The organism is Rhodococcus sp. ARC_M6 (assembly GCF_022810305.1).
In the GTDB taxonomy this organism is placed as follows: Bacteria; Actinomycetota; Actinomycetes; order Mycobacteriales; family Mycobacteriaceae; genus Rhodococcus_F.
In genome coordinates, this window is the sequence record NZ_JALGQH010000022.1 from 78915 (window position 1) to 105868 (window position 26954).

26 protein-coding genes and 1 pseudogene are annotated in these 26954 nt (G+C 60.5%); 9 read left to right on the top strand and 18 right to left on the bottom strand.

The window, feature by feature from the left end; all coding sequences use genetic code 11:
- Nucleotides 1–4: 4 nt before the first annotated feature.
- Both MTX36_RS20790 and MTX36_RS20795 read left to right on the top strand, forming a co-directional pair.
- Complete coding sequence (locus MTX36_RS20790; RefSeq protein WP_243621571.1) at nucleotides 5–952, top strand: D-cysteine desulfhydrase family protein; 948 nt, start codon at nucleotides 5–7, stop codon at nucleotides 950–952.
- A 57-nt stretch (nucleotides 953–1009) separates the two neighbouring features.
- Nucleotides 1010–1438 carry a hypothetical protein gene (locus MTX36_RS20795; RefSeq protein WP_243621572.1) on the top strand — a complete coding sequence of 143 codons (429 nt, stop codon included), beginning with the start codon at nucleotides 1010–1012 and terminating at the stop codon, nucleotides 1436–1438.
- On the opposite strand, the gene aztD is transcribed toward MTX36_RS20795, so the two are convergent.
- The 9 genes from aztD to MTX36_RS20840 all read right to left on the bottom strand — a co-directional run bounded on the left by aztD (nucleotide 1435) and on the right by MTX36_RS20840 (nucleotide 13430).
- Entirely contained in the window at nucleotides 1435–2676 is a 1242-nt protein-coding gene (gene aztD, locus MTX36_RS20800) for a zinc metallochaperone AztD (RefSeq protein WP_243621573.1), read from the bottom strand. The two genes, MTX36_RS20795 and aztD, sit on opposite strands and share 4 nt — an antisense overlap.
- Before the next feature lie 74 nt (nucleotides 2677–2750).
- Nucleotides 2751–3992, bottom strand: coding sequence for a benzoate/H(+) symporter BenE family transporter (locus MTX36_RS20805; protein ID WP_243621574.1), 1242 nt, complete (start codon nucleotides 3990–3992; stop codon nucleotides 2751–2753).
- A 3-nt stretch (nucleotides 3993–3995) separates the two neighbouring features.
- Nucleotides 3996–6698: a LuxR C-terminal-related transcriptional regulator gene (locus tag MTX36_RS20810; RefSeq protein ID WP_243621575.1), complete on the bottom strand. Its 2703-nt coding sequence runs from the start codon at nucleotides 6696–6698 to the stop codon at nucleotides 3996–3998.
- Nucleotides 6695–8065 carry an aromatic acid/H+ symport family MFS transporter gene (locus MTX36_RS20815; RefSeq protein ID WP_243621576.1) on the bottom strand — a complete coding sequence of 457 codons (1371 nt, stop codon included), beginning with the start codon at nucleotides 8063–8065 and terminating at the stop codon, nucleotides 6695–6697. Before MTX36_RS20815 ends, MTX36_RS20810 begins: the two co-directional genes overlap by 4 nt.
- Nucleotides 8066–8121: 56 nt before the next feature.
- Nucleotides 8122–8904: a 1,6-dihydroxycyclohexa-2,4-diene-1-carboxylate dehydrogenase gene (locus tag MTX36_RS20820; protein ID WP_243621578.1), complete on the bottom strand. Its 783-nt coding sequence runs from the start codon at nucleotides 8902–8904 to the stop codon at nucleotides 8122–8124.
- A complete protein-coding gene (gene benC, locus MTX36_RS20825) occupies nucleotides 8901–10508 on the bottom strand; it encodes a benzoate 1,2-dioxygenase electron transfer component BenC (protein ID WP_243621579.1) in 1608 nt (535 codons plus the stop codon). The genes MTX36_RS20820 and benC overlap by 4 nt, the downstream gene beginning before the upstream one ends.
- A gap of 35 nt (nucleotides 10509–10543) precedes the next feature.
- Nucleotides 10544–11053 carry a benzoate 1,2-dioxygenase small subunit gene (gene benB, locus MTX36_RS20830; protein WP_243621580.1) on the bottom strand — a complete coding sequence of 170 codons (510 nt, stop codon included), beginning with the start codon at nucleotides 11051–11053 and terminating at the stop codon, nucleotides 10544–10546.
- 11 nt (nucleotides 11054–11064) lie between these two features.
- Nucleotides 11065–12477: a benzoate 1,2-dioxygenase large subunit gene (gene benA / locus MTX36_RS20835; protein WP_243621582.1), complete on the bottom strand. Its 1413-nt coding sequence runs from the start codon at nucleotides 12475–12477 to the stop codon at nucleotides 11065–11067.
- A gap of 182 nt (nucleotides 12478–12659) precedes the next feature.
- Entirely contained in the window at nucleotides 12660–13430 is a 771-nt protein-coding gene (locus MTX36_RS20840; protein WP_243621583.1) for an IclR family transcriptional regulator C-terminal domain-containing protein, read from the bottom strand.
- Nucleotides 13431–13627: 197 nt separating this feature from the next.
- On the opposite strand from MTX36_RS20840, the gene catA reads away from it, so the two are divergent.
- Genes catA through catC form a run of 3 tightly spaced genes read left to right on the top strand, consistent with a single transcriptional unit; the run spans nucleotide 13628 to nucleotide 15912 of the window.
- Complete coding sequence (gene catA, locus MTX36_RS20845) at nucleotides 13628–14467, top strand: catechol 1,2-dioxygenase (protein WP_243621584.1); 840 nt, start codon at nucleotides 13628–13630, stop codon at nucleotides 14465–14467.
- 30 nt (nucleotides 14468–14497) lie between these two features.
- Nucleotides 14498–15619 carry a muconate/chloromuconate family cycloisomerase gene (locus MTX36_RS20850; protein ID WP_243621585.1) on the top strand — a complete coding sequence of 374 codons (1122 nt, stop codon included), beginning with the start codon at nucleotides 14498–14500 and terminating at the stop codon, nucleotides 15617–15619.
- A gap of 11 nt (nucleotides 15620–15630) precedes the next feature.
- A complete protein-coding gene (gene catC, locus MTX36_RS20855) occupies nucleotides 15631–15912 on the top strand; it encodes a muconolactone Delta-isomerase (protein ID WP_243621587.1) in 282 nt (93 codons plus the stop codon).
- A 46-nt stretch (nucleotides 15913–15958) separates the two neighbouring features.
- Here the strand turns inward: catC and MTX36_RS20860 are convergent, their stop codons facing one another.
- The 5 genes from MTX36_RS20860 to MTX36_RS20880 form a co-directional block, all read right to left on the bottom strand.
- The gene (locus tag MTX36_RS20860; protein WP_243621588.1) at nucleotides 15959–16816 is read right to left on the bottom strand and encodes a hypothetical protein; all 858 of its coding nucleotides are present in this window, start codon (nucleotides 16814–16816) and stop codon (nucleotides 15959–15961) included.
- 114 nt (nucleotides 16817–16930) lie between these two features.
- The gene (locus MTX36_RS20865) at nucleotides 16931–18046 is read right to left on the bottom strand and encodes an NDMA-dependent alcohol dehydrogenase (protein WP_243621589.1); all 1116 of its coding nucleotides are present in this window, start codon (nucleotides 18044–18046) and stop codon (nucleotides 16931–16933) included.
- Between the two features lie 122 nt (nucleotides 18047–18168).
- Nucleotides 18169–19824, bottom strand: coding sequence for a GMC oxidoreductase (locus tag MTX36_RS20870; protein ID WP_243621591.1), 1656 nt, complete (start codon nucleotides 19822–19824; stop codon nucleotides 18169–18171).
- Between the two features lie 28 nt (nucleotides 19825–19852).
- Nucleotides 19853–21565, bottom strand: coding sequence for a CdaR family transcriptional regulator (locus MTX36_RS20875; RefSeq protein ID WP_243621592.1), 1713 nt, complete (start codon nucleotides 21563–21565; stop codon nucleotides 19853–19855).
- Nucleotides 21566–21643: 78 nt separating this feature from the next.
- On the bottom strand, nucleotides 21644–23053 hold the full coding sequence (locus MTX36_RS20880; protein ID WP_243621593.1) for an AarF/ABC1/UbiB kinase family protein: 1410 nt from the start codon (nucleotides 23051–23053) through the stop codon (nucleotides 21644–21646).
- A 107-nt stretch (nucleotides 23054–23160) separates the two neighbouring features.
- On the opposite strand from MTX36_RS20880, the gene MTX36_RS20885 reads away from it, so the two are divergent.
- Nucleotides 23161–23880 carry a 2OG-Fe(II) oxygenase gene (locus MTX36_RS20885; protein WP_243621594.1) on the top strand — a complete coding sequence of 240 codons (720 nt, stop codon included), beginning with the start codon at nucleotides 23161–23163 and terminating at the stop codon, nucleotides 23878–23880.
- Nucleotides 23870–24163, top strand: a complete 294-nt coding sequence (locus MTX36_RS20890) for an Ada metal-binding domain-containing protein (RefSeq protein ID WP_243621602.1) — start codon at nucleotides 23870–23872, stop codon at nucleotides 24161–24163. The genes MTX36_RS20885 and MTX36_RS20890 overlap by 11 nt, the downstream gene beginning before the upstream one ends.
- Here MTX36_RS20890 and MTX36_RS20895 read toward each other — a convergent pair.
- The 3 genes from MTX36_RS20895 to MTX36_RS20905 are packed head-to-tail and all read right to left on the bottom strand — an operon-like array spanning nucleotide 24126 to nucleotide 25427.
- Entirely contained in the window at nucleotides 24126–24554 is a 429-nt protein-coding gene (locus tag MTX36_RS20895) for a VOC family protein (protein ID WP_094270328.1), read from the bottom strand. The genes MTX36_RS20890 and MTX36_RS20895 overlap by 38 nt on opposite strands.
- 40 nt (nucleotides 24555–24594) lie before the next feature.
- Nucleotides 24595–25080 carry an SRPBCC family protein gene (locus MTX36_RS20900; protein WP_243621596.1) on the bottom strand — a complete coding sequence of 162 codons (486 nt, stop codon included), beginning with the start codon at nucleotides 25078–25080 and terminating at the stop codon, nucleotides 24595–24597.
- 2 nt (nucleotides 25081–25082) lie between these two features.
- On the bottom strand, nucleotides 25083–25427 hold the full coding sequence (locus MTX36_RS20905; RefSeq protein WP_374230512.1) for an ArsR/SmtB family transcription factor: 345 nt from the start codon (nucleotides 25425–25427) through the stop codon (nucleotides 25083–25085).
- A gap of 88 nt (nucleotides 25428–25515) precedes the next feature.
- On the opposite strand from MTX36_RS20905, the gene MTX36_RS20910 reads away from it, so the two are divergent.
- On the top strand, nucleotides 25516–26166 hold the full coding sequence (locus MTX36_RS20910) for an alpha-ketoglutarate-dependent dioxygenase AlkB (RefSeq protein WP_243621597.1): 651 nt from the start codon (nucleotides 25516–25518) through the stop codon (nucleotides 26164–26166).
- Between the two features lie 8 nt (nucleotides 26167–26174).
- Here the strand turns inward: MTX36_RS20910 and MTX36_RS20915 are convergent, their stop codons facing one another.
- Nucleotides 26175–26615, bottom strand: a complete 441-nt coding sequence (locus MTX36_RS20915; RefSeq protein ID WP_243621598.1) for a hypothetical protein — start codon at nucleotides 26613–26615, stop codon at nucleotides 26175–26177.
- A gap of 142 nt (nucleotides 26616–26757) precedes the next feature.
- On the opposite strand from MTX36_RS20915, the pseudogene MTX36_RS20920 reads away from it, so the two are divergent.
- Nucleotides 26758–26954 (top strand): annotated as a pseudogene (locus tag MTX36_RS20920) (HNH endonuclease); the annotation flags it as partial.

Genomic DNA, 26954 nt, shown 5'->3' on the forward strand with positions numbered 1-26954 from the left:
ATTCATGATCCCGATCTCGCTTGGCAGCTGGCCGACACCGCTCGAACGCATCCCCCGGGCAGCGGAGTCATTGGGACTCGGACCGAATGATCTGTGGATCAAACGTGACGACGTTACCGGACTGGGCGGCGGCGGCAATAAGATTCGAAAATTGCAGTACAGCTGCACCGAGGCATTGGCGTCCGGTGCGACGACTCTGATCACTTCCGGTGCGCCGCAAAGTAATCACGCGAGATTGACGGCCGCCGCTGCTGCTCGGCTTGGGCTGAAGTGCATCTTGGTGCTCGGTGGTGCTCGGCCGGAAACGACGCAGGGAAACCTGGTGCTCGATGAAATCGCCGGAGCAGAGATCGTCTGGGCAGGCAGCGAGAGCGGATCGGTAGTCGCGAGTATCGCCGAGGACGTTGCTCGTTCCGGAGGGGTGCCGTTCGTGATTCCCTTCGGTGGCACGAGCGCGGTCTCGGCACAGGGGTATGTCGACTGCGCACGTGAAATCGAAGAACAAGTCGACGGCTTCGACCGTGTCGTGGTGGCCGTTGGTTCCGGCGGAACAATGGCCGGTCTGGTTGCCCATTTGGGTCCGGAACGCGTGATCGGCGTCGATGTCGGTGCTGTGAGCGATCCTGGCGCACTTGTTGCCGCGCTACTGGACGAAATGCCCGGGCCAGTGATTCGTGCCGAACAACTGCAGATCAAGCGTGATCACGTCGGGCAGGGCTATTCGACGTTGACCGACGGATCGAGTAACGCGATCCGTCGACTGGCCCGAACAGAAGGGATCTTTCTTGATCCCACCTACACCGGCCGTGCGTTTGCCGGTTTGACGGCGCTGGTCGCTGACAATGCGATCACTAAGGGTTCCCGGACGGTCTTCCTTCACACCGGCGGCATGCCCGGACTGTTCGGCCATCCCGATCTGTCGAGGCTCCTTTCCGGTGGGACTCCTGAGTAGTTTCGAATCGACTCCGTGCCGTGTGTGAGAACTGCGCCGGTGGGTACCACTCGGAGTATGAGTACCAGCAGCATTGTTTGGATTATTGTTGCCGTGGTCGTAGTGATCGTGATCGTGGCTGCGCTCGCGTGGGTCGCGCGAAACAAGCGTAACGAGCGCCGTCATGCCGAGGCGCAAGAGATTCGTGAAGACGTGGCGGATAGGTCGCTCCAGGTCGGTCAGCGGGAAGCGCGGGCCGAGGAGAGCGCGGCAAAAGCGCGCATGGTGCAGGCTGAAGCCGACGCAAAATCTGCGGAAGCTTCAGCCTTGCAACAGCATGCGGCCGAGCATCGGAGGGAGGCAGTCAGTTCGCGGGACGAGTTGAATCGGCTCCAGGACCATGCTGACACTATCGATCCTGCAACGTCGAAACATGCCGTTCCTGAACCGGGAGAGCCGCGATCGACGCAGGAGGGCCGACCAGGTGGCCCCGAGGAACCGCGCTAGCTGACGCCGGTCAATTCGTTGGGAGTGTGATCGAGTGTTGCCTGTGCGGCGATGCTGCCGTCTTCGAGGTCGACGGCGATCAGCTTCTTCGAAGTGGGATCGGTGACGTAGGCCGTGTGGTCGCGGACAAAGAGCGTTGGGCGAGGGTCTTGCCACTCCGTGGGTTCGGTCCATTCGCCGATTACCGCGATCTTGTTGATCACCGCACCCGAGTGTGGGTCGATGACGTGGATAGCGCCGTCGGTGCCGAGAATCAATGCTTCTCCGTGTGGTCCACGACCCAGTGACCGGAAGGTGTAACTGGTTCCGAGGTCGACCAGTTTCAGTTCCGAGGTCGACGTATTGGTCAACGAAATTCGCTGCGGGCGTTCGAGTTCTGCCTCGGGGTCGGTTTTGTAGTCACCCAGGATAATCTCCGATTCCTCGGACCCGGCCTGATTTCCGATCCGGCCGTACGGGTCTGGGCTCTGAACCTTGGTGATAGCGCCGTCCTTGTAGACGAGTAGTCCGTCCTGGCAGCCCAGGACAATTGCTTCACCCGCGCCAACGGCTTCGCCGTGGATGCCGGGGCACTGCTCGTTCCGCAGGATTTCCTTGCGGTCGGCATCGAGTACGGCAATACCGCTGCGTGACTCGGAGTTTCCGATAGTTGTCAGCAGATTACCGTTGGCCAGTACCACAGCTACCCCGTGGTGAGGCTCCGGCGTCGCGACGGTCTCGACGCGCGGTTGGCGTTTTGCCAATTGCGTCGGATCAAAAATTTCGACGAGGCCTGATCCGTCGTTGAACAGGACGGTTTTTCCGGCATGGTTGACGACGTGTCCGGGTTCGTTGGCGGAGAATTCGACGTCTGTCATCGCGGGATCAACTGTGTAGTAATGGGAATGGTCACCATGGGTCGAGGACCACGTGCCGGTGTCGAGAACCTTGAAGGCGTCGCCCGCGGAAACCATGACGTGCCGCCCGTCGCCGGCGGGATTGAGTCGGGTGAACCCGTCGATCTCCGTTTCGCCCACGGTATCGAGCGTGGTTGCGTCGAGAATGAGAAGGCCGCCGTCATAGGACACAGCGAGGCGGGGCATTGCCGATGCCTGTTCTTTGGGAATTGTTGCTGTGGTACCGGTTTCCATTGGTGGCGAGTTGTCGGTGTCCGACGCACATCCGGCTGTGAGGGTGAGTGAGAGGCCTACGGATGTGGCAAGGGCGAGACTCCGCGATGTGCGGGTGTTGAGTTGCATGACTATAGATCTAGCCCTTATTGCAAATGGTTGTCAAAGTAAATAATGCGTATAATCGCATGTCAAGTGGCGACTTAGTCTTTGCTCTCGAGAATTCGCGAGGCGATGACACCCAATGCTAGGCCCCAGAACGCGGCGCCGATGTTGAGCAGTTCGACGTCGGAGATCGTCACCAGAAATGCGACCAAGGCGCCGAAAGTGAATCGGCCGCCGAAGGCGATGACGAAGGCGCCCTGCAGTGGCTTCAGCATTGCCAAACCGCCCAGAGTGACGATGAAGGCTGCGGGCGTGGCCAGCATCATTGCCACGAATGTCGGTGCGAACAAGCCGAAGGCAACAGCAAGTAGTCCGCAGAAAATGCCGGCGGTGTATTGCCTTGTTCGCTCACCGGACGCCGAGAGCAGAGCATTGGTCGGGCCGGTGAGGCAGGTCGACACACATCCCACTGCCGCATTGACAAGTGAGAAGGCGCCGCAGGCAACTGTCACAGTTCCGATGGGAGGTTGATGCCCGGCCGTGCGCAACACCGCGATGCCTTGCCCGTTCTGAACCACGATGACTGTGATGGCCAGCGGCACAACCAATTCGACCATTGCCTGCCAGGACCATTGTGGAGTGGTCAGGACTGGATGCGCGAACCACTCGTGGGTGTTGCCACCGGAATTGAATCGCCCGGATACGGCGATCATGATCACGCCGACGATCAACGCGCCGAGGACGGGAGGAACGAAGCGGCCGACTTTCGTGAACGCGCTGAGTGCAACAAATGTCGTAATCATCGGTAGCGCGATGGCTGCGTCGTGTGCCGGTGCCTCGACTAAATCAGTGCCGAAATGAAGGAAAACCCCTGCAACCATTGCCATTACGATGGGCATGGGGAGCGCGGACATGATCGGTCTGATCCACCCGGTCAATCCGACAAGCAATATCAGAAGGCCGGTGGCGAAGAAAGCGCCGAGTACCTGCTCCCAGGGCAGGTGCTCCAATGACGCGCCGACGACTACGGTTCCCGGAATGGTCCAGAAGAAGGCCAGTGGCTGGCGATAGAGCCACGACGCGGTAATCGTCAGGATTCCGTTGACGAAGAATGCGCCGAAAAGCCAGGACGCCAACTGTGCTTGGCTCAGTCCTCCGGCCAATCCTGCAGCCAGGATCACGGCCACCGGGCCCGTCGCGGAAAAGACGATACCGATGACGGCGTTCGCGGCGTACATTCCGCCGAAGTCACGCAGGACTTGCCGCAGTCGGTGAACAGGTTGCGGCACAGGCTCTATTACGACGCGTGCCGGCGTTTGGTCAGCGCGGGTGTTTGTCATATTTCAGGTCCTCTGGTGCGGATCGGAGAGTCCACGCTCGCGGAAGAATGCCGCGAGCTCGCTGCGTGAACGCAATCCGAGCTTCGCGTACGCGCGGGTGAGGTGATACTGAATAGTCTTGACGGAGAGAAACAATTCACCTGCAGCTTCCTTGTTGCTCTTGCCTGCGGCGACGAGGTCGGCAACCGCACGCTCTTGCGGAGTCAGGTCGGTGATTCCCTTGTCTCCGCGAGAGAGATTCAACCCTCCGGCTCGTAGCTCTCGATCGCAACGATCCACGTACGTACCGGCGCCCAGTGCCAGATACAGCGAACGAGCGGCGCGGAGGACAACATCGGCGTCCCCGCGCTTCCCAGCCCTGCGGAGTGTCTGGCCGTAGGCGAAGTTGATCCGAGCGCGGTCGTAGGGAAGCGGTAGCTCCGCGATGCCCATGAGTGCCTCGTCGAAACATTCGCGTGCAGCATCGAGTTCGCCTCGCGCGCCATGGATTCGGCCACGTACGTAGCCGAGCCGGGCCGTTGCGGAACGGTGTTTACGCTTTCGGGCTGTCGACTCGTGCGGTCGCAAGAATGCGTCGGCGTCGTCCACTCGGCCGACCATGACCAGAGCGTTGGCATAGAGATCGACCCAAGGCCAGAATCCGGGTTCGTCGAGCCATCGCTGTGCGCTGCTCGATGTCAGCGGCGCCAGCGCCAGAAGGACGTCGGGATAATCCGCTGCCGCTTCGGCGAACTGGGCTCTCGCAAGAAGGGAAGGGACATACATGATCTCGTACGAGTGGGTACCGGCGTGCGCCCGACGCACGTGGTCGCGAGCCAGTTCCCAGTTTCCACGCAAGGCATGTATTTGAGCTCCGGACCAATGAACGAGTGGCCGAACTATTTCGATCTCGAATCGATCGAGTTCGGCACCCGCATTTCCGACCGTCGTCAGGGCATCATCCCAAGCGCCCAGCGCGAACTGGGTGCGAGCGAGCCAGGCCTGTGCCCACAGTGAGATCCGCGCCGAACCGCTGGAGAACTCGGTGGATACAGCGCTTTCCAGGTCACGGCGGGCAGATTCGGGGTGATCGAGTGCAAGTTCGAGCCAGCCGCGACCCATCTGGAACCGCTGGGCTTGAGCTCCGGGGCGAACCCGGTCGGAGAGCTCTTCGTATGCGGCCAGGGCTTGGGTGGCGTGCCCGGTAGCACCCAGCCCGAGCCCCTTGATTGCCTCGGACTCGACTGCAGCGGGATCGGCGGGGCCCACCAAGTCAACTGCGCGGTCAACCCATTCGACCAGGGCCGCTCCGTCCAGCCTGGCCAGGGAATGCAGGACCATGCGCTGAGCGATCAACGCCGACGTGCCAGGTTCGAGATTCGCCGGGCAACTATCCCAGGCGCGCATCAGCAATCCGTCGGCCTCGGTGGGGCGTCCGCGATGGATAGCGAGGTACCCGAGCACGGCGTCGCGAAGCGGCTTACGTGTGATGCTTTCGACTTCGGGTGCGAAGACCATTGCCCGCGGAATATCACCGGATCCGGTCAGTGCGTCAACCCCCCGAAGGAGGCGATCTTCGTGCTCGCTCTTGTCGACCGTAAGGCGGCTGGCCGTGACCAAAGCGTCGGCAACTTCGGACCAGGCACCTTCGACGGCTCGTAATGTAGCGTAGCCGACCAGATCCGAGGCGAGGTTCTCGTTGTGGGTGGTGCTCGCGGCAGCGAGGTGGAACAAGCGCTCGCCGTCGCCCCAGGCGATGTCGGCCGCGCGCAGGTGAAGTTGGTGCAACCGAGCGGGCCCCAACGTCGCGTTCACCGCAGCCGAGATCATCGGACCTCGAAAGGATACTTCGGTGCTGCCGCGCTGTTCGTGGATTGTGAGTAGCCCGCTCCCGCAGGCGCTGTCCAGGGCGCCCACGATGTCTTCGACGTCGGCTAACTGCGAGAGGTGGGACAACATGGTGCCGTCGCCTAGTACGGCAGCTGCCTCGACGAGCGTGCGCCCATCATCGCTGCACGTCGCGAGGTCATGAGCAATCGACGCAGCTCGGTGCCGTGGAAGCGGCAACGTGCGGTGCCAGCGGGACCAATGCGTCGGCGGTAACTCATCCAGAAGTGAGATGACATCCAGGGTGTTTCCTGCTGTGAATTCCTGAAGTTGTCGTGCGGCACCGGAACTCAGATCGATACCGTTGCGCACCCGCGCGATCTCGCTGATAGCGGAGGCGTCGAGTGGGCTGATGTGTAGACGCTGAGCCCAGTGAAGCTCGAGAATTCGACTGACCGCCTTGCTCAGGTGTGACGATTCCTCGGCGATGAAGATGATCAGTAGCCGGCTGTCCCGACCGCGATGAAGTGCCGACGTAACGGCTTGGAGTGACTCGACGTCACTGTGGTGAGCATCGTCGACCACAACGATGGTGAGACCTTCCGAAGCTGTGAGAATCTCGTTGGCCGCCGACACCGGATCGGCGACGGAGACCGGGTGTTCGAGTAGCTGCTCAACCACACCGAAAGGGGTCTGCGATTCCCACTCCAGCCCGCGTGCGTGCCGAAGAGTGTGCTGCGCCGTTACTTCGGTGAACCTGTTGACGAGTGTCGACTTGCCACTGCCGGCTTCCCCCTCTACGAGCACAAGCGTCGGCGCCCCCTGCTGCGCCGTCGACAAGGCCAGGCCGAGAGCTGCGAGTTCGCGCTCTCGGCCGACCAGCACTCCACGATGGGTCACCCCACCACCGTAACGCCGGGCTCACTGCTGTTTTCCTTTTCTACCGGTACCGCCGCAGCATTGAGATGCGGATTCTGCTTCGGGACGAAGAACGTGACAATGCAACCCAGTACGGCGATGCCTGCGAAGACGTAGAACGCTGATTCCGAGCTGATACCTGCGCTGATCAAGCTCCCACCGATGAGGGGCCCGAATATTCCGCCGAGGCGACCGAAACCTGCGCACCACGCGACACCGGCTGCACGGGCGGACGTCGAGTAGTAGTTGGACACAAATCCATAGATCAGGACCTGCGTTCCGATGGTTCCGACGCCGGCGATAGCCACCGATGCCAGGAGGACAGGCAGAGGGAAGCCGAAGGTGAACAGCAGCAAAGCAAGAGCGGCAAGCCCGAAGGTTGTGGCCACGACGCGTTGAGGTCCGGTGACGTCTGCGATCCGGGAGGCGAGAAGGCCGCCGATAATGGCGCCACCGTTGAGCACCAGCAGGAATGAGAGCGATCCCTTGGCGTTGTACCCGGCGTTCTCCATGATCTTGGGCAGCCAGGTGTTGAGGCCGTAAGTGAGGAGAAGTCCGGCGAAACTCATCAGGCCGAGGAGCGCTGTGCCCCAGACATATTGCTTACTGGCGAGCGCGCGGAAACCGACTTTCTCCGCGGCGGCTCCGCTAGGTCGAGTTACGTTGACAGGCAGGGGAATTCCGGTCTTCAAGGACACGGCTTCTGCCTCGTCGATGCGTCCGCGTGCGACCAGCCACACGGGTGATTCCGGAAGGCGGAACCACGCGAGCGGAAACAGGAGGAGGAGGGGGAGCGCTCCGATGAGGAAGAGTCCGCGCCAGCCGATGGCATCGCGGAGGACGATCGCCAGTATCGAGGCCATCACGCCGCCGGCCGGTACGCCGCTGTAAACGATGGCGTTGAAAAGGTTTCGGCGTCCCGGCGGCGCGAATTCGGCGATCATCGCGCCCGCCGTGGCGACGAGTCCGCCGACACCGATGCCGGTGAAGAATCGCAGTAGTCCGAAGGAGGTGATGCTGGTGGCGAATGACGCCAGCGCCATACCTACCGAGAACCAGACGATGTTGATCAGCATCATCTTTCGACGCCCGAAGTGGTCACCGATCGCGCCGCACGTCAGCGCTCCCACCATCACTCCGATAAGGGCGTACGAACCCAACGCGCCGGCCTGTGACGCGGACAGTGCGCCGATCTGTCCTGGATCATCCATTAGAACCGGCAGGATCGTGCCGTAGACGACGAGATCGTATCCGTCGAACAGGATGGCGATCGCGGCGATCGCGACCACCCACAGGACTGACGAGCGATGGCGGGCGCTTGCCCAGGAACCACGTTCGGTTGACGACATGGCGAATCTCCGTTCGAGAGATCAGGAAGAAGTGGGTGTGAGACTTCGAGTCCGGGTCAGCCGAGATCACCACCAGCGACGGGAAGTACCGTGCCGGTGATATACGACGCCTCGTCAGAGGCGAGGAAGGTGATGGCCGCGGCTTGCTCGTCGAGTGTGCCGTAACGCTTTTGCAGTGAAGAATCGACCGTCTGGTCGATGATTTGCTGGTACCAGACCTTCTCGTCCTCGGTCTGTGCACCGGGCCCGCGGGCCACGACGCGAGGCGGCGCCTCAGTTCCGCCGGGAGCTGTTGCTACAACACGTATTCCGTACTGCGCTACTTCCATGGCCAGTGCCGCCGTGATAGCACTGACGCCACCTTTGGCGGCCGCATACGGAACGCGGTTGACTCCGCGAGTCGCGACGGACGAGACGTTGACAACGGTGCCGCGTGCTTGTTCGATCAGGTAGGGCAATGCTGCCCGGCAGGTCCACAGCGTGGGAAACAGTGAGCGTTGAACTTCCGCCTGGATCTGTTCCGGTGTGTACTGCTCGTACGGCTTGGCCCAGATAGTTCCGCCGACATTGTTGATCAGCACATCGATCCGACCGAAGTACTTGTGCGCCTGGTCTATTGCTCTCTGTGCTCCCTCGAACTGTTCGAGATCGGCAGTAACGGAATGCGAGCGCTCGAGAGCCCCGGCCACCTCGTGTACGAGTTCCGCCCGGTCAACGAGAACCACCGAACCGCCTTCGGCGGAGATTCTTTCGGCAACACAACGCCCGATGCCCTGAGCGGCACCCGTCACGACGACAACGCGGTTGTCGAATCGGCCGGCGAAAATTCGCGGGCTCATTGCGCGATGCTCAGGTGATTGTCTGCGATGGCGCAGCGCATCGTGGCCTTGGCATGCTCACTGTGTGCGACGATCAACTCGCGTGCGGCGGTTCGATCGTTCTCTGCGAATGCGCGAACGATGTGCAGGTGATCTTCCGCAACGTGCTCGTCGACCCAATCTGCTGTTCGCAGTATCCGGTTCATGAGCTCGGTGACCTCGAGGCGGTGGTACGCCTGCAAGAGAATCTCGTTGCCGGTGCAACGGAACAGAAAGTCGTGGAACAGCGCATTGGTTTCGGTGAATGCCGCTGCGTCCGTGAATCGATCGCGTTCGATCGACGCGGCAGAGTTCTCGGCCAGGATTCGGTATTCGATCAGCTGCGCTGGGGTGAGTCGGCCGATGGTGAGTTCCATGGCACCAAGTTCGAGTGCCATCCGGGCATCGAACTGCGCGTCGGATTCGGCCACGGGTAGGTGTTCCTCACCGATCTCGTACGAGCCGATATCGTCCGTTGCAACGGACGCCAATACCGCTGGAAGTCCGGTCTCGGCAGCAGCTTTGACAGCTGCTGCACGCTCTGCTTCGGTGGGCTCGGTGGCCGCGGCCGGTGCAGGAGTTGCTGCCGTATTGAATTTCTCGAAGTAGAAGTTCGTGGGAGTGATCGACATGTCCTTGAAGTGCTGACGTACGGCTTCGACCATCGGCGGCGGACCACACAGGTAAACGTCGACATTTCCGTCGTCGAGATGTGCGGGTTCGATGAACCCGGTGACGTAACCCTTGTTCGGGGCGGAGCTGTCCTGATCGGCCACACAGTAGTCGAAGGTGAACTGCGGCAGTAGTTCTGTGTACTTGTGTAACGTATCCAGCTCCACGAGATCGGCGTCGGAGCTCACGCCGTAGATCAGGTGAACAGGCAACTCGGAGCCGTCGGCACGCATCTTCTCGAGGATCGAGAGCAGAGGCGCGAGGCCGGTGCCGCCGGCCAACAACAGGGCCGGACGTTGTTGGGTGCGTAGGAAGAAGCTACCCATCGGCCCGGTGAGTTCGAGTGTGTCGCCAACCTGTGCGCGTTCGCTGAGGTAGTCCGACATCAATCCACCCGGGGTGATCTTGACCAGGAACGACGCATCCTCGGCTGTAGGGCCGGTGCTGAACGAGTATGAGCGGGTCGAATCAGTACCGGGAACAAGAATATTCACGTATTGACCGGGCAGAAACACCAGATCGGTGCGGTTCTCGACAGAGACGGTGAACCCGACGGTGGTATCGGAGTGTCGCACTATCTCGGTGATCGTGGATACATACGAACCAGCGGCGGTCTTGGCAACTGCGGACGTGGTGGGAATCTGAAGAACCAGATCGGACTCGGGCACCATCTGACACGGCAGACAGTAACCCTGCTCGGCCTCGTCGTCAGTGAGGGCCTCGTCGATGTAGTCGCCTCCGTCGAAACTGCCTGACTCGCACAAGGACTTGCACGTTCCGCACGCTCCGTCGCGGCAGTCGAGTGGGATATTGATTCGTGCCCGGTACGACGCGTCGGCGACGGTCTCGTCGGAATTGCATTCGACGAAGCGTGTGATGCCGTCCTCGAAACTCAGTGCAACTTGAAAACTCATGGGAAACAGCTCGATTCGTGAAGAAGAAGTGCCGGTCAGATGTGGTAGACGTCCACCACGTGATGGATGTAGTCGTTCTTGAGTACGACCTTCTTCTTCATGATCAACGGCTGTTCGCCGGCGAAGTCGATCGTGTAAAACGACGTGCCGAAGTAGGTGTCGACACTGTTGTAGCGGCAGTAGAGGGTGAACCAGTTGAAGCGCACATCCACTTGGGTTCCGCGCTGTGAGGTCATCTCGACGTTGCTGATGTTGTGCCCCGTCCGAGGCTCGGGAAGGCTGGTCGCACTGGAGCGGTCGGTTCGAATTCGGAAGACGCGATCCTCGATACCACCCCGGTTGGGGTAGTAGATCAGTGAAATCTCGGTTTGCGGATCGGTGGTGAGTTCACCGTCATCGGCCCAGGCCGGCATCCAAAATTCGGAATCCGGGTGATAGCACTCGATCCACTTCTCGAACTCGCGGTCGTCGAGGTAGCGTGACTCGCGGTAGAGGAACTGCTCGATGGTGTGCTGGGTGAGCGTGGTGTCGGTTGCAGTGGTCATGATCGAGTTCCTCAGTTCGTCCGGGTGGAATCGGTACGCTGGGCGCCGGCTTCTTCGGCATCAACTGCCGCGAGCATGGCGTCGCGCCAATAGCCGTGCTGAATCGGGTACAAGCCCTCATCTTCGGTCTTGGCTCCACTGGAGAGAACTCGTTCCATGCCAAGATCTTTCGCGACATCGTTGGGGCCGACGACCTGGTGCGTGACGCCGCGGCTCAGATCGTTCCACGGTGCGCCGCCGGCCTGATAGGTCTTCTGACAGGAGCGGAACTCTTCGAGGTCGTCTGGAGTGGCCATACCTGATGCGTTGAAAAAATCCTCGTACTGGCGGATGCGATTACTGCGAGCATCTGCACTTTCGCCCTTGGGTGCTATGCAGTAGATCGTGACTTCCGTCTGATCGACCGAGATCGGACGGAAGTGCCGGATCTGGCTGCTGAACTGATCCATGAGGTACACGTTGGGATAGAGGCAGAGATTGCGTGACGCGCCGACCATGAATTCGGCTTTCTTGGAACCAAATTCGGCCTCCAGCTCTGCTCTGCGCTCGTACAGCGGGCGGTCCTCGGGGTTGCCCCACCACATCCACAGGAGAAGGTGGCCGTAGTCGTACGAGAAGTAGCCTCCCCCCTGCTTGCCCCAGGTGCCGGCGTCCATAGCTTTGGTCTCGTTGGCCGATTCACCGGCCGTGCGACGGGCGGTGGTTGCCGCGTAGTTCCAGTGCGTCGACGAGACGTGGTAGCCGTCAGCTCCGTTCTCTGTCTGCAGCTTCCAGTTGCCGTCGTAGGTGTAGGTGGAGGCGCCGCGAAGAACCTCGAGACCGTCTGGGGACTGGTCCACAATCATGTCGATGATCTTTGTGGTGGCGCCGAGGTGCTCTTCGAGGGGGAGAACGTCGGCATTGAGACTGCCGAAGAGGAAGCCGCGGTAGCTTTCGAATCGCGCCACCTTGGTCAGGTCATGCGAACCGTCCTTGTTGAACTGTTCCGGATAGCCGCCGGTACGAGCATCTTTGGCCTTGAGTAGCTTGCCGGAGTTGTTGAACGTCCAGCCGTGGAACGGGCACGTGAACGTGGTGCGGTTGTCGGTCTTGCGGCGACAGAGCATCGCGCCGCGGTGGCTGCACGCGTTGATCAGCGCACCCAATTCGCCTTCTTTGTTGCGAGTGATGACGATGGGTTGACGACCCATGTGGGTGGTGAAATAGTCACCGACATTGGGGATTTGGCTTTCGTGGGCGAGGTAGATCCAGTTGCCCTCGAAGATGTGGGTCATCTCGAGCTCGAACAGTTGCTCGTCGGTGAAGACGCTGCGCCGCACCTGGTATCGGCCGGTCTCCGGGTCCTCGATGAGAGCGTCGTCGAGGAATGCGCGGATACTCGAGTACTCGCTGGTGCTGTGGGCAGCGTCCAAAATATCCGTCATGGGTAACCTCCAGATCGAGTGGGCGATCAGCTGACAGCCGAGGGCTGTCGAAATCGGTGCTGGGCCCGCTTTCCGGACGGGGCTGCGTCCGGTACTGAATTAACCTTGACATTGTGTGGCCTGGGTCACACTAGGTAAATGCCTAGTCCTGACCAAGGGCGTGGGGTTCGTCGGATTCCTATTCAGCCGCGATATCCCAGATCAACGCTGAGTTGGTTGGTCTTTTCGACCAGGAAAGGTGCCACTTCGATGCGGAAAGCTTCCGGGGTGGTCCGTCCCGCCGAGGATGAGCACGCCGTTACACCGATGACGCTTCCGCTCGCGTCGCGGACCGGTGCCGCGAGTGAGATCAGGCCACCTTCCAACTCTTCGGAGGTGAGGGCGTATCCATGCTCGCGTACGACGCGAAGTGCAGTGTGGAATGCACCTTCGTCGGTGATCGTCGTGGGGGTGAGTGCGGCGAACGTCGAGTTGGCGATGACGTTGTCAACGATTTCGGTTGGCGCCCAGGCCAGTAGGGCGCGGCCCATTGACGTGGCGTATGCCGGCACTCGGGTTCCGACACTCACGTTGATGCTCATGATGCGTCGGACCGGTACTCGGGCGGCGTAGACGACGTCCACGCCGTCGAGGACGCCGAGAGAGGCTGATTCGTGGGTGCGCTCCGCGATTTCCATGAGTCGCGGCAGTGCAGCTTCGGTGAGGGCGTGTGATGCGGAGTAGTGCTGGCCGATGCTCAGAACCCGCGGGGTGAGGGACCATCGGCTGTTGTTTCCGGTGACGTACCCGAGTTTCTGGAGTGTGAGGAGTATGCGTCTCACTGCCGGTCTGGACAGCCCGGTTTCGGTTGCCAGGTCGGCTAGTGAGGGGTTGGGGCGGTTCTCGTCGAAGGCCATGAGAACTGCGAAACCACGTTCGAGGCTCTGGATGTAATCGCGATCTGTCTCGGTCACGGTATGGCCTTTCATCTGCGGAGATGTCGTCCGGTCGGGTGAGAAGTTTGACAAACCTTGTGACTGGGCGCACAGTACTTACGTACGCACAGCGTAACAGATGTACGCACAGCGTACAACCAGACTTCGGGAGTCGACTCAGCCCAGCAGTTCGGCGCCCGCCCGGTAACAGCCATTCACTTCCCGAGGAGGACCACATGACCACTTCCGAGAGCCCCACTGCAGCCGGTTCGGGCAATGCCGCCACCGACAAGTTCCTGCAGGAGCGAGTCTCCGCGGCCACGTCTCCCGAACGTCTTTCGGCCATCGCCAAGGATGTCCTCGAGGCACTTGCCGGGGTCATCGACAAGCACGGCATCACATACCCCGAGTACCGCGTGCTCAAGCAATGGCTGATCGACATCGGCCAGTTCGGTGAGTGGCCGCTGTGGCTGGACGTCTTCGTCGAGCACAACGTCGAAGAGGTCGCCTATCGTGGCCAGAGTGGCACCAAGGGCAGTATCGAGGGGCCCTATTACGTGGCTGATTCGCAGACGTTGCCTGCCCAGTGCACACTCCCCATGCGCGATAACGAGATTGGATCCAAGCTTGTCTTCGAGGGACAGGTTCGCGACCTCGAGGGCAGGGGGCTCGAGGGCGCAACGGTCGAACTCTGGCACGCAGACGACGAGGGCTACTACTCTCACTTCGCACCGCACATTCCGGATGGGAATCTGCGCGGAACCATCGAAGCCGACGCCGATGGTCGTTTCGAGATCACCACCATTCAGCCTGCGCCATATCAGATTCCGACTGACGGACCCACCGGTTGGTTCATCGAGAAGGCGGGCTGGCACCCGTGGCGTCCGGCGCATCTGCACCTCATGGTGAAGGCTCCGGGCAAGCGAACAGTCACCACCCAGTTGTACTTCTCCGGTGGCGAGTGGATCGAGAGCGACGTTGCCACGGCCACCAAGCCCGAGCTGATCCTGGACCCGAAGCCGGGTGTCGACGGAATTAACCGAGTCACTTACGATTTCGTGCTCGACCCGGCCTGATTCAGTGTCGCAACAAGAGAAAGTGATTCGATGACCGACCTGTCGATCGTCTCCATCGAGACGGCCATCCTTGACGTTCCTCTGGTGCGTCCGCACAAGTTCGCCACCACTTCGATGACCGCACAACCGCTCCTGCTAGTCGCGATCCGTACGTCCGACGGTGTAGTCGGATACGGCGAAGGCGTTGTTCCCGGCGGACCGTGGTGGGGAGGTGAGTCGGTCGAGACGATGCAGGTCATCATCGAGAAATACATTGCGCCAATGGTTGTCGGTAGGCGAGTTGATCAGATCACCTCGATCATGCTCGATATCGAGAAGGTCGTGGCCAATGCGCGGTTCGCGAAGGCTGCCGTCGACGTGGCGTTGCACGACGCCTGGGCCCGTAGCCTGGGAGTGCCCGTACACACGCTGCTCGGTGGGGCATTTCGTGAGAGTGTTGATGTTACTTGGGCGTTGGGCGCCGCTCCTGCCGCCGAGATCATCGAAGAAGCTCACGAAAAGCTGGAATCTCGAATGAATTTCAGCTTCAAGCTCAAGATGGGTGCACTCGATCCCGCAGTTGACACGGCGCGCATCATCGAGATTGCGCAGGCGCTCGACGGGCAGGCCGGAGTGCGGGTCGACGTCAACGCGCGGTGGGATCGACTTACCGCTTTGCGGTACCTGCCACAGTTGGCGGAAGGTGGCGTCGAGTTGATCGAACAGCCGACTCCCGCAGACCAAATTGAGGTACTTGCCGAGCTGAGCAGGCTGTTACCGATTCCGATCATGGCAGACGAAAGTGTGCAGACGCCGCACGACGCACTCGAGATCGCCCGTCGCTCGGCCGCTGACGTCATCGCGCTGAAGACCACCAAATGCGGTGGACTGCAGCGCAGTCGCGAGATCGTCGCGATCGCGAAAGCTGCGGGGATTGCATGCCACGGTGCGACGTCCATCGAAGGTCCGATCGGTACCGCAGCCTCGCTGCACTTCGCCTGCGCCGAGCCAGGAATCAACTTCGGAACAGAGCTTTTCGGTCCGCTGCTCTTCAGCGAGGAACTGCTGCAGGAACCGCTGAAGTACTCCGAAGGACAGTTGCATCTCCCCTCCGGACCCGGCCTGGGTGTGGAACTGAACATGGACGCCGTCAAGTCCTGGACCAGGAACTAGAGGAAAAGAACATGGCACTCTTTCACGTACGGATGGACGTCGATATTCCGCGCGATCTGGATCCGACTGTGCGAGCCGAAACAGTCGCTACGGAGAAGGCGTACTCACAAGACCTGCAACGGCAAGGCAAGTGGGTACACCTGTGGCGAATTGTGGGTCAGTTCAGCAACATCAGCGTCTTCGATGTCGAGTCGGCTGACGAATTGCACGAGATTCTCTGGAATCTGCCACTCTTCCCGTACATGACCATCGAGGTCATGCCGTTGACGCAGCACGGGTCGTCGATCAAGTAGCCGGCGATCTCCCGAGATGTGTAGCAATCGGTTATGGGTTGGGTTGCTACGACATGATGTGGGAAAGGCGTCGGGCGCTCTCCTCCAGGACACCCAGGGCAGTTGCCGTGTTGTATTCGACTTCGTCGGTTGCGCGCTGAAGATCTTCACCGGCAAGAGAATCTGTGATCTCGGGAATGAACTGAGCTCGTTCCCTGCGGCGGTCGTGCTGGGCCAACCACTCCCGCTTCTCGATGATGGTCTCGCAGGCTAAGACGTTCTCGCGATAGCGGAGCAATCCCTGTAGCCGTTGCGTGATCGCCTCCAATCTGCGCTGGTGCAATTGAGTATGGTGACGGAACACCTCGATCACGTCGCTGTCCTTTTCCAAGGCCTGTGGTGGTTTCGGCCCCAACTCCTCTTTGGCGCGCAGGAGACCGCGGGCACTGAGGGCTATATCCGTGACCTGGCGAAAGAGGTCGACATGAGTGTGGTGGCGTGCGAAGTGCGGATCCGTCCAGGCTGGGGAGTTTTCGATATCGGCGGCGACCACCGCGGCGGAATAGGCCAACTTGCCTTCGGTTGAATCATGCATGGAGCGAAGTGCTTTCATGTCTTCGTCGGACAGTCGAGGTGACCTGCGGCGCTCGAGTGTGGCTGCAGCCTCGGATTCCTGTGCCAAGCGCGTCGCCTTTTCGGCCTTGCGTATCGCCCAGATGGTCATACGACTGCGATCCGGTTCGGCCGACGCTATTTCTGGAGTACGTTGCCAGGCATCCACCGCGCAGGCGGCATACCGTGTGGCGGAGGGGGTACGGAGGTTGATCTGCCTGACGTGCAGTTCAACCCACCCGGGCATCGCGATCTGCTTGAACAAGGCATCAGGCCGCAGCGGCCGCACGTCTACGTAACCGTTCGCAGTCATCGTTTGCCCTCCTGAACCGGGGCCGTGGACACGGTCCGGTGTCCATTGTCTCGGTTGCCACCGACAGAAGTTGCGGAGGGCGCTTTCCGCACGCTCCGCAACTTCTCGGGAGTGTCAGAAGTTGATGACTCCGCGCAGGTTACGGCCGGCATGCATGTCCGCGAAACCGTCGTTGATGGTGTCCAGTGTGTAGCGGTTGGTGATCAATCCGTCGAGGTTGAGCTTTCCGCTGGTGTACAGATCGATCATCCAGGGAATGTCGGCGGTGGGGTTGGATGCGCCGAAGAGGGAACCTTGAATTCGCTTCTGGTAGAGGGTGAGTTCCAACAGGCTCACTGGTATCCCGATATCGGTCATCTTGCCGAGTCCGGTGACGACGCACGTTCCGGCCTTGCGGATCGACGAGAACGCCTGTGCCACATGTTCGCCGGTGGTGACGCCGACAGTCACGATGGCGGAGTCCGCGCCTTGGCCGTTGGTGAAGGAGCGGGCGATCTCGGTTGCTTCTTCCATCGTCGACACCGCGTGCGTGGCACCGAACTTCACGGCGCTTTCACGCTTGAATTCGACAGGATCGACGGCGATGATGTGGGCGGCTCCGGCATGAGCGGCTCCCTGCACGGCATTGATCCCGATACCGCCGACACCCATGACGATCACAGTCTGGCCGGGGTAGACCTCGGCCGAGTTGACCGCTGCGCCCCAGCCGGTACCGACGCCGCAGCCGAGCAGGCACAGTGTTTCCAAGGGGAGGTGCTTGTCGACCTTGACAGCAGAAAGAGTACTGACAGTGGTGTATTCGCTGAAAGTGGACAGACCGCAGGTCTGTGAAACAGGCTCACCGTCCAAGGACATGCGGAAGCTCTCGACGTCGCCGGGACGGCCACCCGTCATGATGGCTGCGCCGTTGTCGCAGAGGTTCTGGATTCCGCTTGCGCACCAGCGGCAGCGGCCGCACGCGGCGAGGAACGAGAAGATGACATGGTCACCTTCGGCCCAGCCTTGGGTGTGCGGGCCGACCTCGACGACGATGCCCGCGCCCTCGTGCCCACCACAGATGGGGTAGCGGCCGACACCGTGATCACCAGTGGCGATGTGGTCGTCCGAATGGCATAGGCCGGAGGCGACCATCTTGACGGTGAGTTCGTTGGTACGGGGTGAATCGAGTTCGAGGTCGACGACCTCGTACTTGCCGGGCGCTTGACGGATTACGGCTCCACGAGTGCGCAAGAGGGCTCCTGAGATAAGTGGTATTCAATTCGGGTACGAATGTTATGTACCCATGAATGGCCCATTACTTGGCGAGTTGTCTCGTTGATCGGAAACGTGATGGAAGGAAAGAGAGTTCGGGTTCAGGCGCGGGATTCGACAAAGTGATCGAGGCACCGCTCCGCGACAGCGGTAATGGTCAGTGCTGGGTTGACCAGAGCCGACGACCCCGGCAAGAGAGATCCGTCGACGACGAACAGATTCTTGTAGCCGTGGACCTGACCCTCGTAGCTGGCGGCCTGGCCCATCACCATGCCTCCGAGACCGTGCCAGGTGCAACCGGATCCGAAGTCCGCGAGCCGGGTATAGATCGGGACACCGGTTGCCGGGGAGCCGAACCGGGTCTCGGTGCGCTCGTGGAAACGGCCCGCGAAGTTGCGACCGCGTGCGTCGACGTCGCTGTCGGCCTCACCGTGCGGATAGTTCAACTCGGCCCGGCCCAATGCGGGGTTGTAGTCGATCGAGCCGCGCTCGTCGGAGATGACCTGGATCAGATTTGCCATCATCGATCCGCCGGCGATGTCCGGGAACGGTGAGGCCTCCCAGGACATCGAGATCGGGCCGTAAGGGTTGTCGTCGTCGTACATCAAGGCGACACCGGGACCGCCCTGCTTGGCGCCGCAGTCGCGGCGCAGCAAGCCGCGTGCGATCAGGAAATCGCCGTTGTTGCCGAAACCCTTGCCGACCTGATCGTTCAGCCGTGGCAGCGACCCTTTGGCTTTGGCAGTCGCGAGCAAGGAGGAGGTATGGAAGGAGCCGGCCGCCATGAATACGTAGTCGACGACGAGAGTTTTTGTCTCGAGTACCGCGCCGGATTCGTCGATCCGCTTGACCGAAACCTCGAACCCGTCCTGCCCGGAGATCTCGCGAATCTCCGTGACCTCGTGCAGCGGAAGGATACTCACGTTGCCGGTGGCCTCGGCAGACGGCAGATAGTTGTGATCGACGCTGTTCTTGGCGCCGGAGTTGGTGCCGTAAGGGCCCTCTCCGGCGGAATAGGAAGCGGGCTTGCGACCGGCAAGCTCTTCGCGCACAACATCCCAGTCGACGCAGAAGTCATGCAGGACAGGCTCTCCGCCGAAATCCTTGATGTAATCGAGCCAAGCTCGGGCGCCCTTGTAGGAAGGATCCGCGAGGAGATCGGCCGGTAGCGGCGAGGTGCCGAGCATCTTCTTGGCGCGCGGGTAGTAGGTCTGGTCGAGTTCGTCGTAATCGATCTGACTGGGGAATACCTGGGTGAAATCCTTGCGCCGGGGCTGCGGGGTGAATGCCCCGAAGGCCAGGGAGCCGCCGCCTACTCCGACCCCGTAGACGGCGTCGATGCCGTTGCCCGTGATCCGGTCGATGAGACCGGGATACCGGGGGATGGTCTGTAGCCGGGTCAACTGGTTGATGGGCGGGTGGTCGCTGAACCAAGCGGATCGACCGTCGGGCTCGTTGACTGTGCAGAAGGTGTTGCCATCAGCTTGGATCGGCCACCGTCGACCCCGTTCGAGGACTGTGGTCTGCACGCCTGCCTGGCCGAGACGCAACGCCGCGACGGCGCCGCCGAATCCACTGCCGACTACCACTGCGGTCTTGCCGGTCAGTTGGGTTGGGGAGGCCCCTGCCTTCGCAGACAGGGGTCCGAGAGAAGACAGCGGCCCCAGAGTAGAACCGGCAGCGACTGCACCGAGGCCGATTGCGGCACTGCGTAGAACGGATCGGCGGTTCGGGCGCTGCGCTGCGGTGCGGGTCATCTGAGGAAACATACGCGAAAATCAGATTTCAAGCATCGGAACTCAGGCGCTCGGGTTCGGCCGGGCCACGAGCGAGGAGTGCCAATTGTAGCTCTGTCAGGAGTCGTGTATCCGATTCGTCGAGCGAGATACCCATGATTTGCTCGGCGCGCCGGACGCGGTATCTCAACGTATTGGTGTGAACATTCAGCAGCGCCGCAGCCTTTTTCACGTCACCGAATGCAGCGAGATAAGTCGCGAGTGTGAACTGCATGTCGGAAGAGTTCTTGTCGTCGTAGGAAAGTAGTCGATCAACCCTCGGATCACGAAGTCGGTCGTGACTGCCCACCAAATCGAGGATCTCGCCGAGCAGGACCGCCGTGCGGGACGCCGCCAGTGTTGTTACCCGAGAAGGCTTGTCCCCGGGAACGTCCAGTACGCGGTCGACTTCTCTGCGGGCCTCGGGGACTCCGTACAAGCGTGGAATCATCACGGCGACCGCAGCACGCGCGACAACCTGCGAACGAATTTCCAAGTGCTGGATGGTATCAGCGGCCCATTCGCCGATCAGCGCGTCTTCTTCCGCGTGTGGGAAGAGTACATACACCCGGTCGACGATGTGCGTGGTGACGGCATCGCGTCGAAAAGCGCTGGCGTGCAGGCGCAGTGAGTTCGTCAGTCGCTGTAGATCGGCCGGTTCCTGTTTATCGGTCGAAAAACCTACAAGAGCTGCGGGGCCTTCGATGGATAATGACAGTGAGTCGGCCAGGGATGTGACGTCGATTCCGCCGCCCATGGCTCCGAACAAGCGCTGGACCTGTGTGTTCTCGCGGCTGGACGCGTCGAGCGTTCTGATCAGGATGCGTGACGCTACTGCCGCCGCGCCCCGCAGTACCTCATCGGAATCGTCGGCGAGTGGCTTGTCTGTGCTCTGTACCCAGATCGTTCCGAGATGCTGTTGTTGCGTATCCGATGTGGATTCAGCTCTTTGATCCGGACGTCGAATGCTCACTGCCAATCGTTGAGCGGCACCGATTTTCGGTTCAGCAGGTACATCTACGACGGCGTCCGAGCGTCGTAGATGTTCGAAGGTTCCTTGCTCGTCCAGCCATTGGGTATACGCGCTCGGCCATTCTCGACCGAGGATCGATCGTTGTCGCAGATCGTCCTCGCCCTCATGGCCTGCGGAATACGCCAGAATATGGAGGGCGTTGTCGTCGATTGTCACCAAACCGCCGGTCAGTTCTGCGACGGTTTCGGAGAGTGTGAACAGGTCGGAATCGCCGGTAGGCGCAGAACTCTCGGCGGAGCGCGAGCGATACGTGCTCTGCGTCAGTAACTTCTGTATCAGTGAATAGATATGTCCGGAGCTGGCTTTCGGGTGAACGGCTGCAAGGGCGATCCCTGATTTCTTTGCCGCATTCCGGAGCGCAACTTCTGGGCGCGCGTTTTTGACCAACATCAGCTTCGGGCGATGTTGGCGCCCTTCGAATACCTGCAACCAGGCGATCAATACATCAACGGAAATTCCGACCGGCAGATAAACATCGGCAATTGCCCCGATGGTTTCCGAATCTTCGATATCGCCAGTCTCGAGGAGTGTCATCGAGCGTATCTCGACCCCGAGACCGTCCGGGCTGTCGAGCAACTCGATCACGGAACTGTCGAGAGAGCTGACGAGCGTACCGAGGGTTGCGGCACCAGTACCGACTCGATTGTCGGCTGGTTCGTGCTCTGTCATCGTGACGGGTGCTGGATGCACTGGAAGCTCCTTGCGCGAGTGTTGCTTCAGATTAGCGCCCGCGCCGGGAATGTCGGCGATGATCGAGTGCAACAGCGGTCAATCAGGGATTGTGATACCCAATTGCTGCGCTTTGGTGGCAACGTCTTCGGGGAAGACATTCTTGAAGAGATAGAGGTCCTGGCCGATCACCCAGCCAGGAGCGAGAGCCGTTGCGTACCGCTCGAAGTACCCCAGTTGCTTGCCGAAAAGGACCAACTCCTCAGGACTCGCGACACCCCACTGCTTGCCCAGGTTGACGAGTGCCATGATGAGTTCGCTCAGCTTGAGTTCACCCAGATCACGTCCCAGAATCGGTGCCAGCGCGGTGACAACCTGTAAGCCGAGCTGGTCGTCGTCCACCTCGTAGTCCGTGGCATATCCCAAGGCGCGAATACCTCGTGCGACGCGGGCGAAATCACCGTCGATCAACGTTGCGCGGAACATATCCGAGAGGATCGTCCGCCACGTTTCGGGGAGAACGCCGACTATGCCGAAATCGAGCATCGCAATGCGGCCGTCGTCGAGCACCCACAGGTTCCCGGCGTGGACGTCGCCGTGAAAAGGACCGTGGACAATGACGGATTCGAGCCAGACTTTCACGCCGCGACGAACGAGCATGCGGGCTTCGTCGACGCCGTCCGGACCAGCGACAAATCGATCGAGAGGCACTCCGCGCATACGTTCCATGCAGATGACTCGGGGACCGCAGTAATCCCAGTACACCTCCGGCGTCGTAACGCCCTTGTTGTCGCCGAATGTTCCGATGTTGTTTCGGAAGGTTGTTTGGCGATCAGCTTCGACGGCACTGTTGAGCTCAGTCATCGTAGCCGTATGTAGATCGCGAATAATGGCAGTAGCGTTGGCAATTCGAAGAAACTCGACAAACTTTTCCAGAATATTCGCACCCCAGTACGCGGCCCGAAGATCGATCAACATGCGCGCGTAAATGTCTGGTCGTTGAATCTTGATGACGGCTTCGCGTCCGTCGTGCAGGACACACGCATGTACTTGGGCGACGGACGCAGCCGCGAGTGGATGGTCGTCGAATTCCGCAAAAAGTTCGGCGATCGAGTAACCGAGGTCTGATTCGACGATGCCACGTGCCTGGTCAGCGGGAAACGGCGGAACGTCGTCAAGGCAACGCAAGCACGCATTGGCCAGTGGGGCGGGAAAGATACCCGACGACGACGCAACGAGTTGCCCGATTTTGACGAACGTCGGACCGAGGGTGATGAAGCCGTCCACCAGTCCGTCAGAAGCGGCGTCGGCAATGGTGCGTCCACGTCTGCGGAACGGCCAGACGATCAAAGCCAAGATGATGGACGTCGACAGGACCACTGCAATAATGGCCGATCGCCACAACTGGGGGAGGCCGAAGCGCTCCAAGTCCGGCATGCGCACGTCGAGGGCACCGGCGGGCACGCCTGACGAGTAAGGCCCGACAGGACGTTGCGTTGGATCCGGCACGGCTCTCCCTCATTCTTCGCGGGTAGTCAGTATGCCAAGTTACAGTTAAATCTCGGAAGTGGAAGACCGGTGGCTCACATACTGCACCTTCCGGTCGTCTATCAAGTATGGACCAGTTCAGCGATCTGCCCGTTCGTGTCGATTCCCTCGATTGGCCGGCACTGATCGACGAAATCGAGGCAATCGGCTGCGCGCAGGGCGGGCCGTTGCTCACTGCGTCGGAGTGCGCGGAGATCGCGTCGTGGTACGGGGAAGCTGGTCGCTTTCGCAGCACGATCGACATGGCTCGATATCGCTTCGGCCAAGGTGAATATCGATACTTCGGTGAGCCTGTACCAGTACCGATCACGGCACTACGGGGTGCGTTCTACCGAAAGCTCCTGCCGTTGGCACGGGAGTGGGCATTCAAGCTCGGCGACCAGGCGCCCTGGCCGGATGCTTTCGACGATTGGATTGTGCAGTGCCACAGTGCCGGCCAAACGCGGCCGACGCCGATTCTTCTGACGTACGGGCCGGGAGATTGGAATGCCCTGCATCGAGATCTCTACGGACAGTTGGTGTTCCCGCTGCAAGTGGTAATCGGACTGGATCGGCCGCGAGTCGATCACGCCGGAGGAGAGTTCATGGTTGTCGAGCAGCGTCCGCGTGCACAGTCGAAAGGTACTGTCACAGTTCTCGAGCAGGGCCACGCACTGATCTTCACGACCCGTGATCGACCCGTTCTCGGATCTCGTGGGTGGTCGAGAGTGCCTGTGCGGCATGGGGTGAGCGTCGTACGATCAGGTTTTCGTCGAACTTTGGGGCTGGTGCTTCATGATGCCGAATAGGACGTATGTACTCCGGGGGCCGGATAACAAGCCATACGACAGCGAGACTCCCGGTTTGTTGGGAGGACACCGGAAAACCAAGATCTACGGCAGACTCGACTGCCGCGGCGCAGCGCAGGCCATTGCGCGAGGCGGCTACGTGGCGAGTCGTGTCTTCTTCGCAGATGAGCCGACCGCGATTGCGGCCGGCTATCGTCCCTGCGCAGTGTGTATGCCCGAAGCGTATGTGGTGTGGAAGACGCCCGCTAGGCCCCGAACCGATCCCGGTACTCGACAGGGATGAGCGGCTTTTCGCCGCGAACCTTCAATTGCTGCACAGCCCAGGTATTGCCGTCGGGATCAGCGAAACCGAAGAAGGTACCGCCGTCACGCTCGTCAAAGACGGTGACCTCGCTGGCGTCGACCCCGCGCTCGATGAGTTCCGCTCTCGCCTTCGCCGCGTCGGCAACCACGAGTTGGAGTCCCTTCAAGGATCCCGGTGCCATCTCGGTCTGTGACGGGAGGTTGCCGATGACTATCGAACAACCCGAACCGGGCGGGGTGAGTTGAGCGACCGTCATGTGCTCGTTCACCGTGTGATGATCGAGGTTGAAGCCGATCTGATCCCGGTAGAACGCGATGGAGCGTTCGAGATCGCTGACGGGGACGATGACAACTTCGAGGGTCCAGTCCATGAGAGTGCCTTTCGCAGTGAGTGTTCGGGCAAATAGTCGATCAGAGCTGTGTGACGATCTTGTCCAGACGCTCGTAACCTTCACGGACGCCGAGTTCCATGTTGCTCGCAATCATGCCGTCGCGCGCTTCGAGGCTCGGGTACACGGAATGGCCGGAGAGGCGAGTACGGCCGTTTCCGAGGTCTTCGAACGTCAGGGATTCGATGCTGACTACGTCGGGGAAGCCTTCGTATTCGAAAGTTTGGATGACAAATTCGTTGTCGCGAACCACGTGAAACACTCCGTTGAACCGGTACTCCTCGCCCGCGGGGTTGCGGTGGATGTACTTGTATCGGCCGCCGCTGGCGAAGGTGTATTCCTCGACCTCCATCTCGTATCCGTTCGGGCCGAGCCACTGCTTGATCAGGTCAGGATCCGAATGTGCCCGGAACACCGCACTGACGGGTGCGTCGAACTCGCGGGTGATGTCGATAAACGGCACTCCCTCAGGAGCCGTGATGATGACAGGGTTGGTGGTGGTGCCCATGGCTAACTCTCCTTCTGCGTGGTGTTCAGGATGTGATCGAGCTTGCGAAACTGTTGTTCGTGGACCAGTCGATAGCGATCTATCCAGGCCGTCAGAGCCTCGAGTGCGGCAGCGTTGAGATGTACCGGGCGCCGTTGGGCATCGCGACTGCGAGTTACCAGGCCGGCAGATTCCAGTACCTGAATATGTTTGGAGACAGCTTGTTTGGTGATCTCAAACGGCTCGGCCAGATCGTTGACCGTCAAGGGGCCCGTGCTCAGGCGAGCGATGATCCGCCGCCGTATCGGGTCTGCGAGTGCCATGAACGCTTTGTCGAGGCGTTCGTCGGCCGCCGGATCCAGGATCACTTATCAACCATCTCCTTTATCAACCAATCTATTGATTACGATACGAGTCGAGGTGGAGGACGTCAAGAGTTTGGGTAGCGTGGAAATCATGAATGCGCTGATTCCCCGTCCTCGGATGGAGGTGGCACCCGGGGCCGTCCACGTCCCAGGGTGGCTCAGCTCGGGTCTGCAGCGCACGCTGGTGAGCGAATGTCGGCGGTGGGCGAGTGCGCCCGTTCCGATGCGCTCGGCGGTTGTGCCTGGTGGACACAAGATGTCGGTGCAAACCGTCTGCCTTGGCTGGCACTGGCAACCGTACAAATACACGCGCACAGCCGACGACGTGAACGGTGCTCCGGTTGCGCCACTCCCTGATTGGCTGATCGAGTTGGGTCGAGACGCTGTGACCGAGGCGTATGCAGATTCGGGAAGGTTGTACATGCCAGATACTGCGCTGATCAACTTTTACGACGAGAACGCCCGCATGGGAATGCACCAGGACAAAGACGAGCGCACTGACGAACCCGTCGTGTCCCTGAGTATCGGGCAGAGTTGCATCTTTCGATTCGGGAACACGTCGAGTCGAAACAAGCCGTACATCGATCTTGAATTGCAGTCCGGTGATCTTTTTGTTTTCGGTGGGCAATCACGGTTTGCGTATCACGGTGTGCCGAAAGTGATTGCAGGGAGTGCAGATCCGGATAGCGGATTGCCGGCCGGGCGGCTGAATATCACTTTGCGATGTACGGGTATGTCGTGACGAAAGTCTTACGCTTCACCCGCAGGTTCAATGCGTCTGTTGTGGACAACTTTCGGGACAATAGACACGAGAAGCACGAAAGCTGCGAGAGCAAGAAACAGCGGAGTTCCTGATGATGCGTCGGATGCTCGGAATGCTGCCCAAGGCCCGAGTCCGACCAGCGTAAGGCCGATTCCAGCTAGGAGATCGCCACGGCGCGGCCGTACTGGCGGGTGCCCAGAATGCGGAATTCGTTGGCCGGCATTCTCTCGAAGAGTTCTCGACACCGACATGATCAGGAGTGTTCCTCCGACGATTCCGGTCAACGAACCGAGCGCAATCGGGGCGGTGCCTGTCCAGTTGGAGAGCACAGTGACGATCGTTGCGGCCACGATGAAAATGCTGGCTGCGATGGTTTTCCAGCCGTAGGGCTCGATCGGTGCCTCGGTTCCGGGGGCGGCAGCATGCATAACTCCAGAGTCTCACGATCTGTCGTCAAAAAAGACTATTTACCCCGTTTGGGGCGTCGGCATCGGGTCTCTGTTGGTGGTGAAGTTTCCCTTGACTCGAATAGATGTTCGAGTACAATTGGGGGCAAGGATGGGGGATCCGATGAGCGTCGATACCGTAGTTGCCGATGTTGTAGCTGGTTCTGCAATTAATGTGCGCGGCATGCTGTGGAAACTGCGGCCGTGCGACGTGCGGGAAGTCGCCATCACGGCATCAGCGGAAATCCTACGGCTGGAAGCCATCCGGGTTGCCGCGGTCGATGCGTTAGCCCTTCATCCGGACGAGCAAGTGCTGTGTTA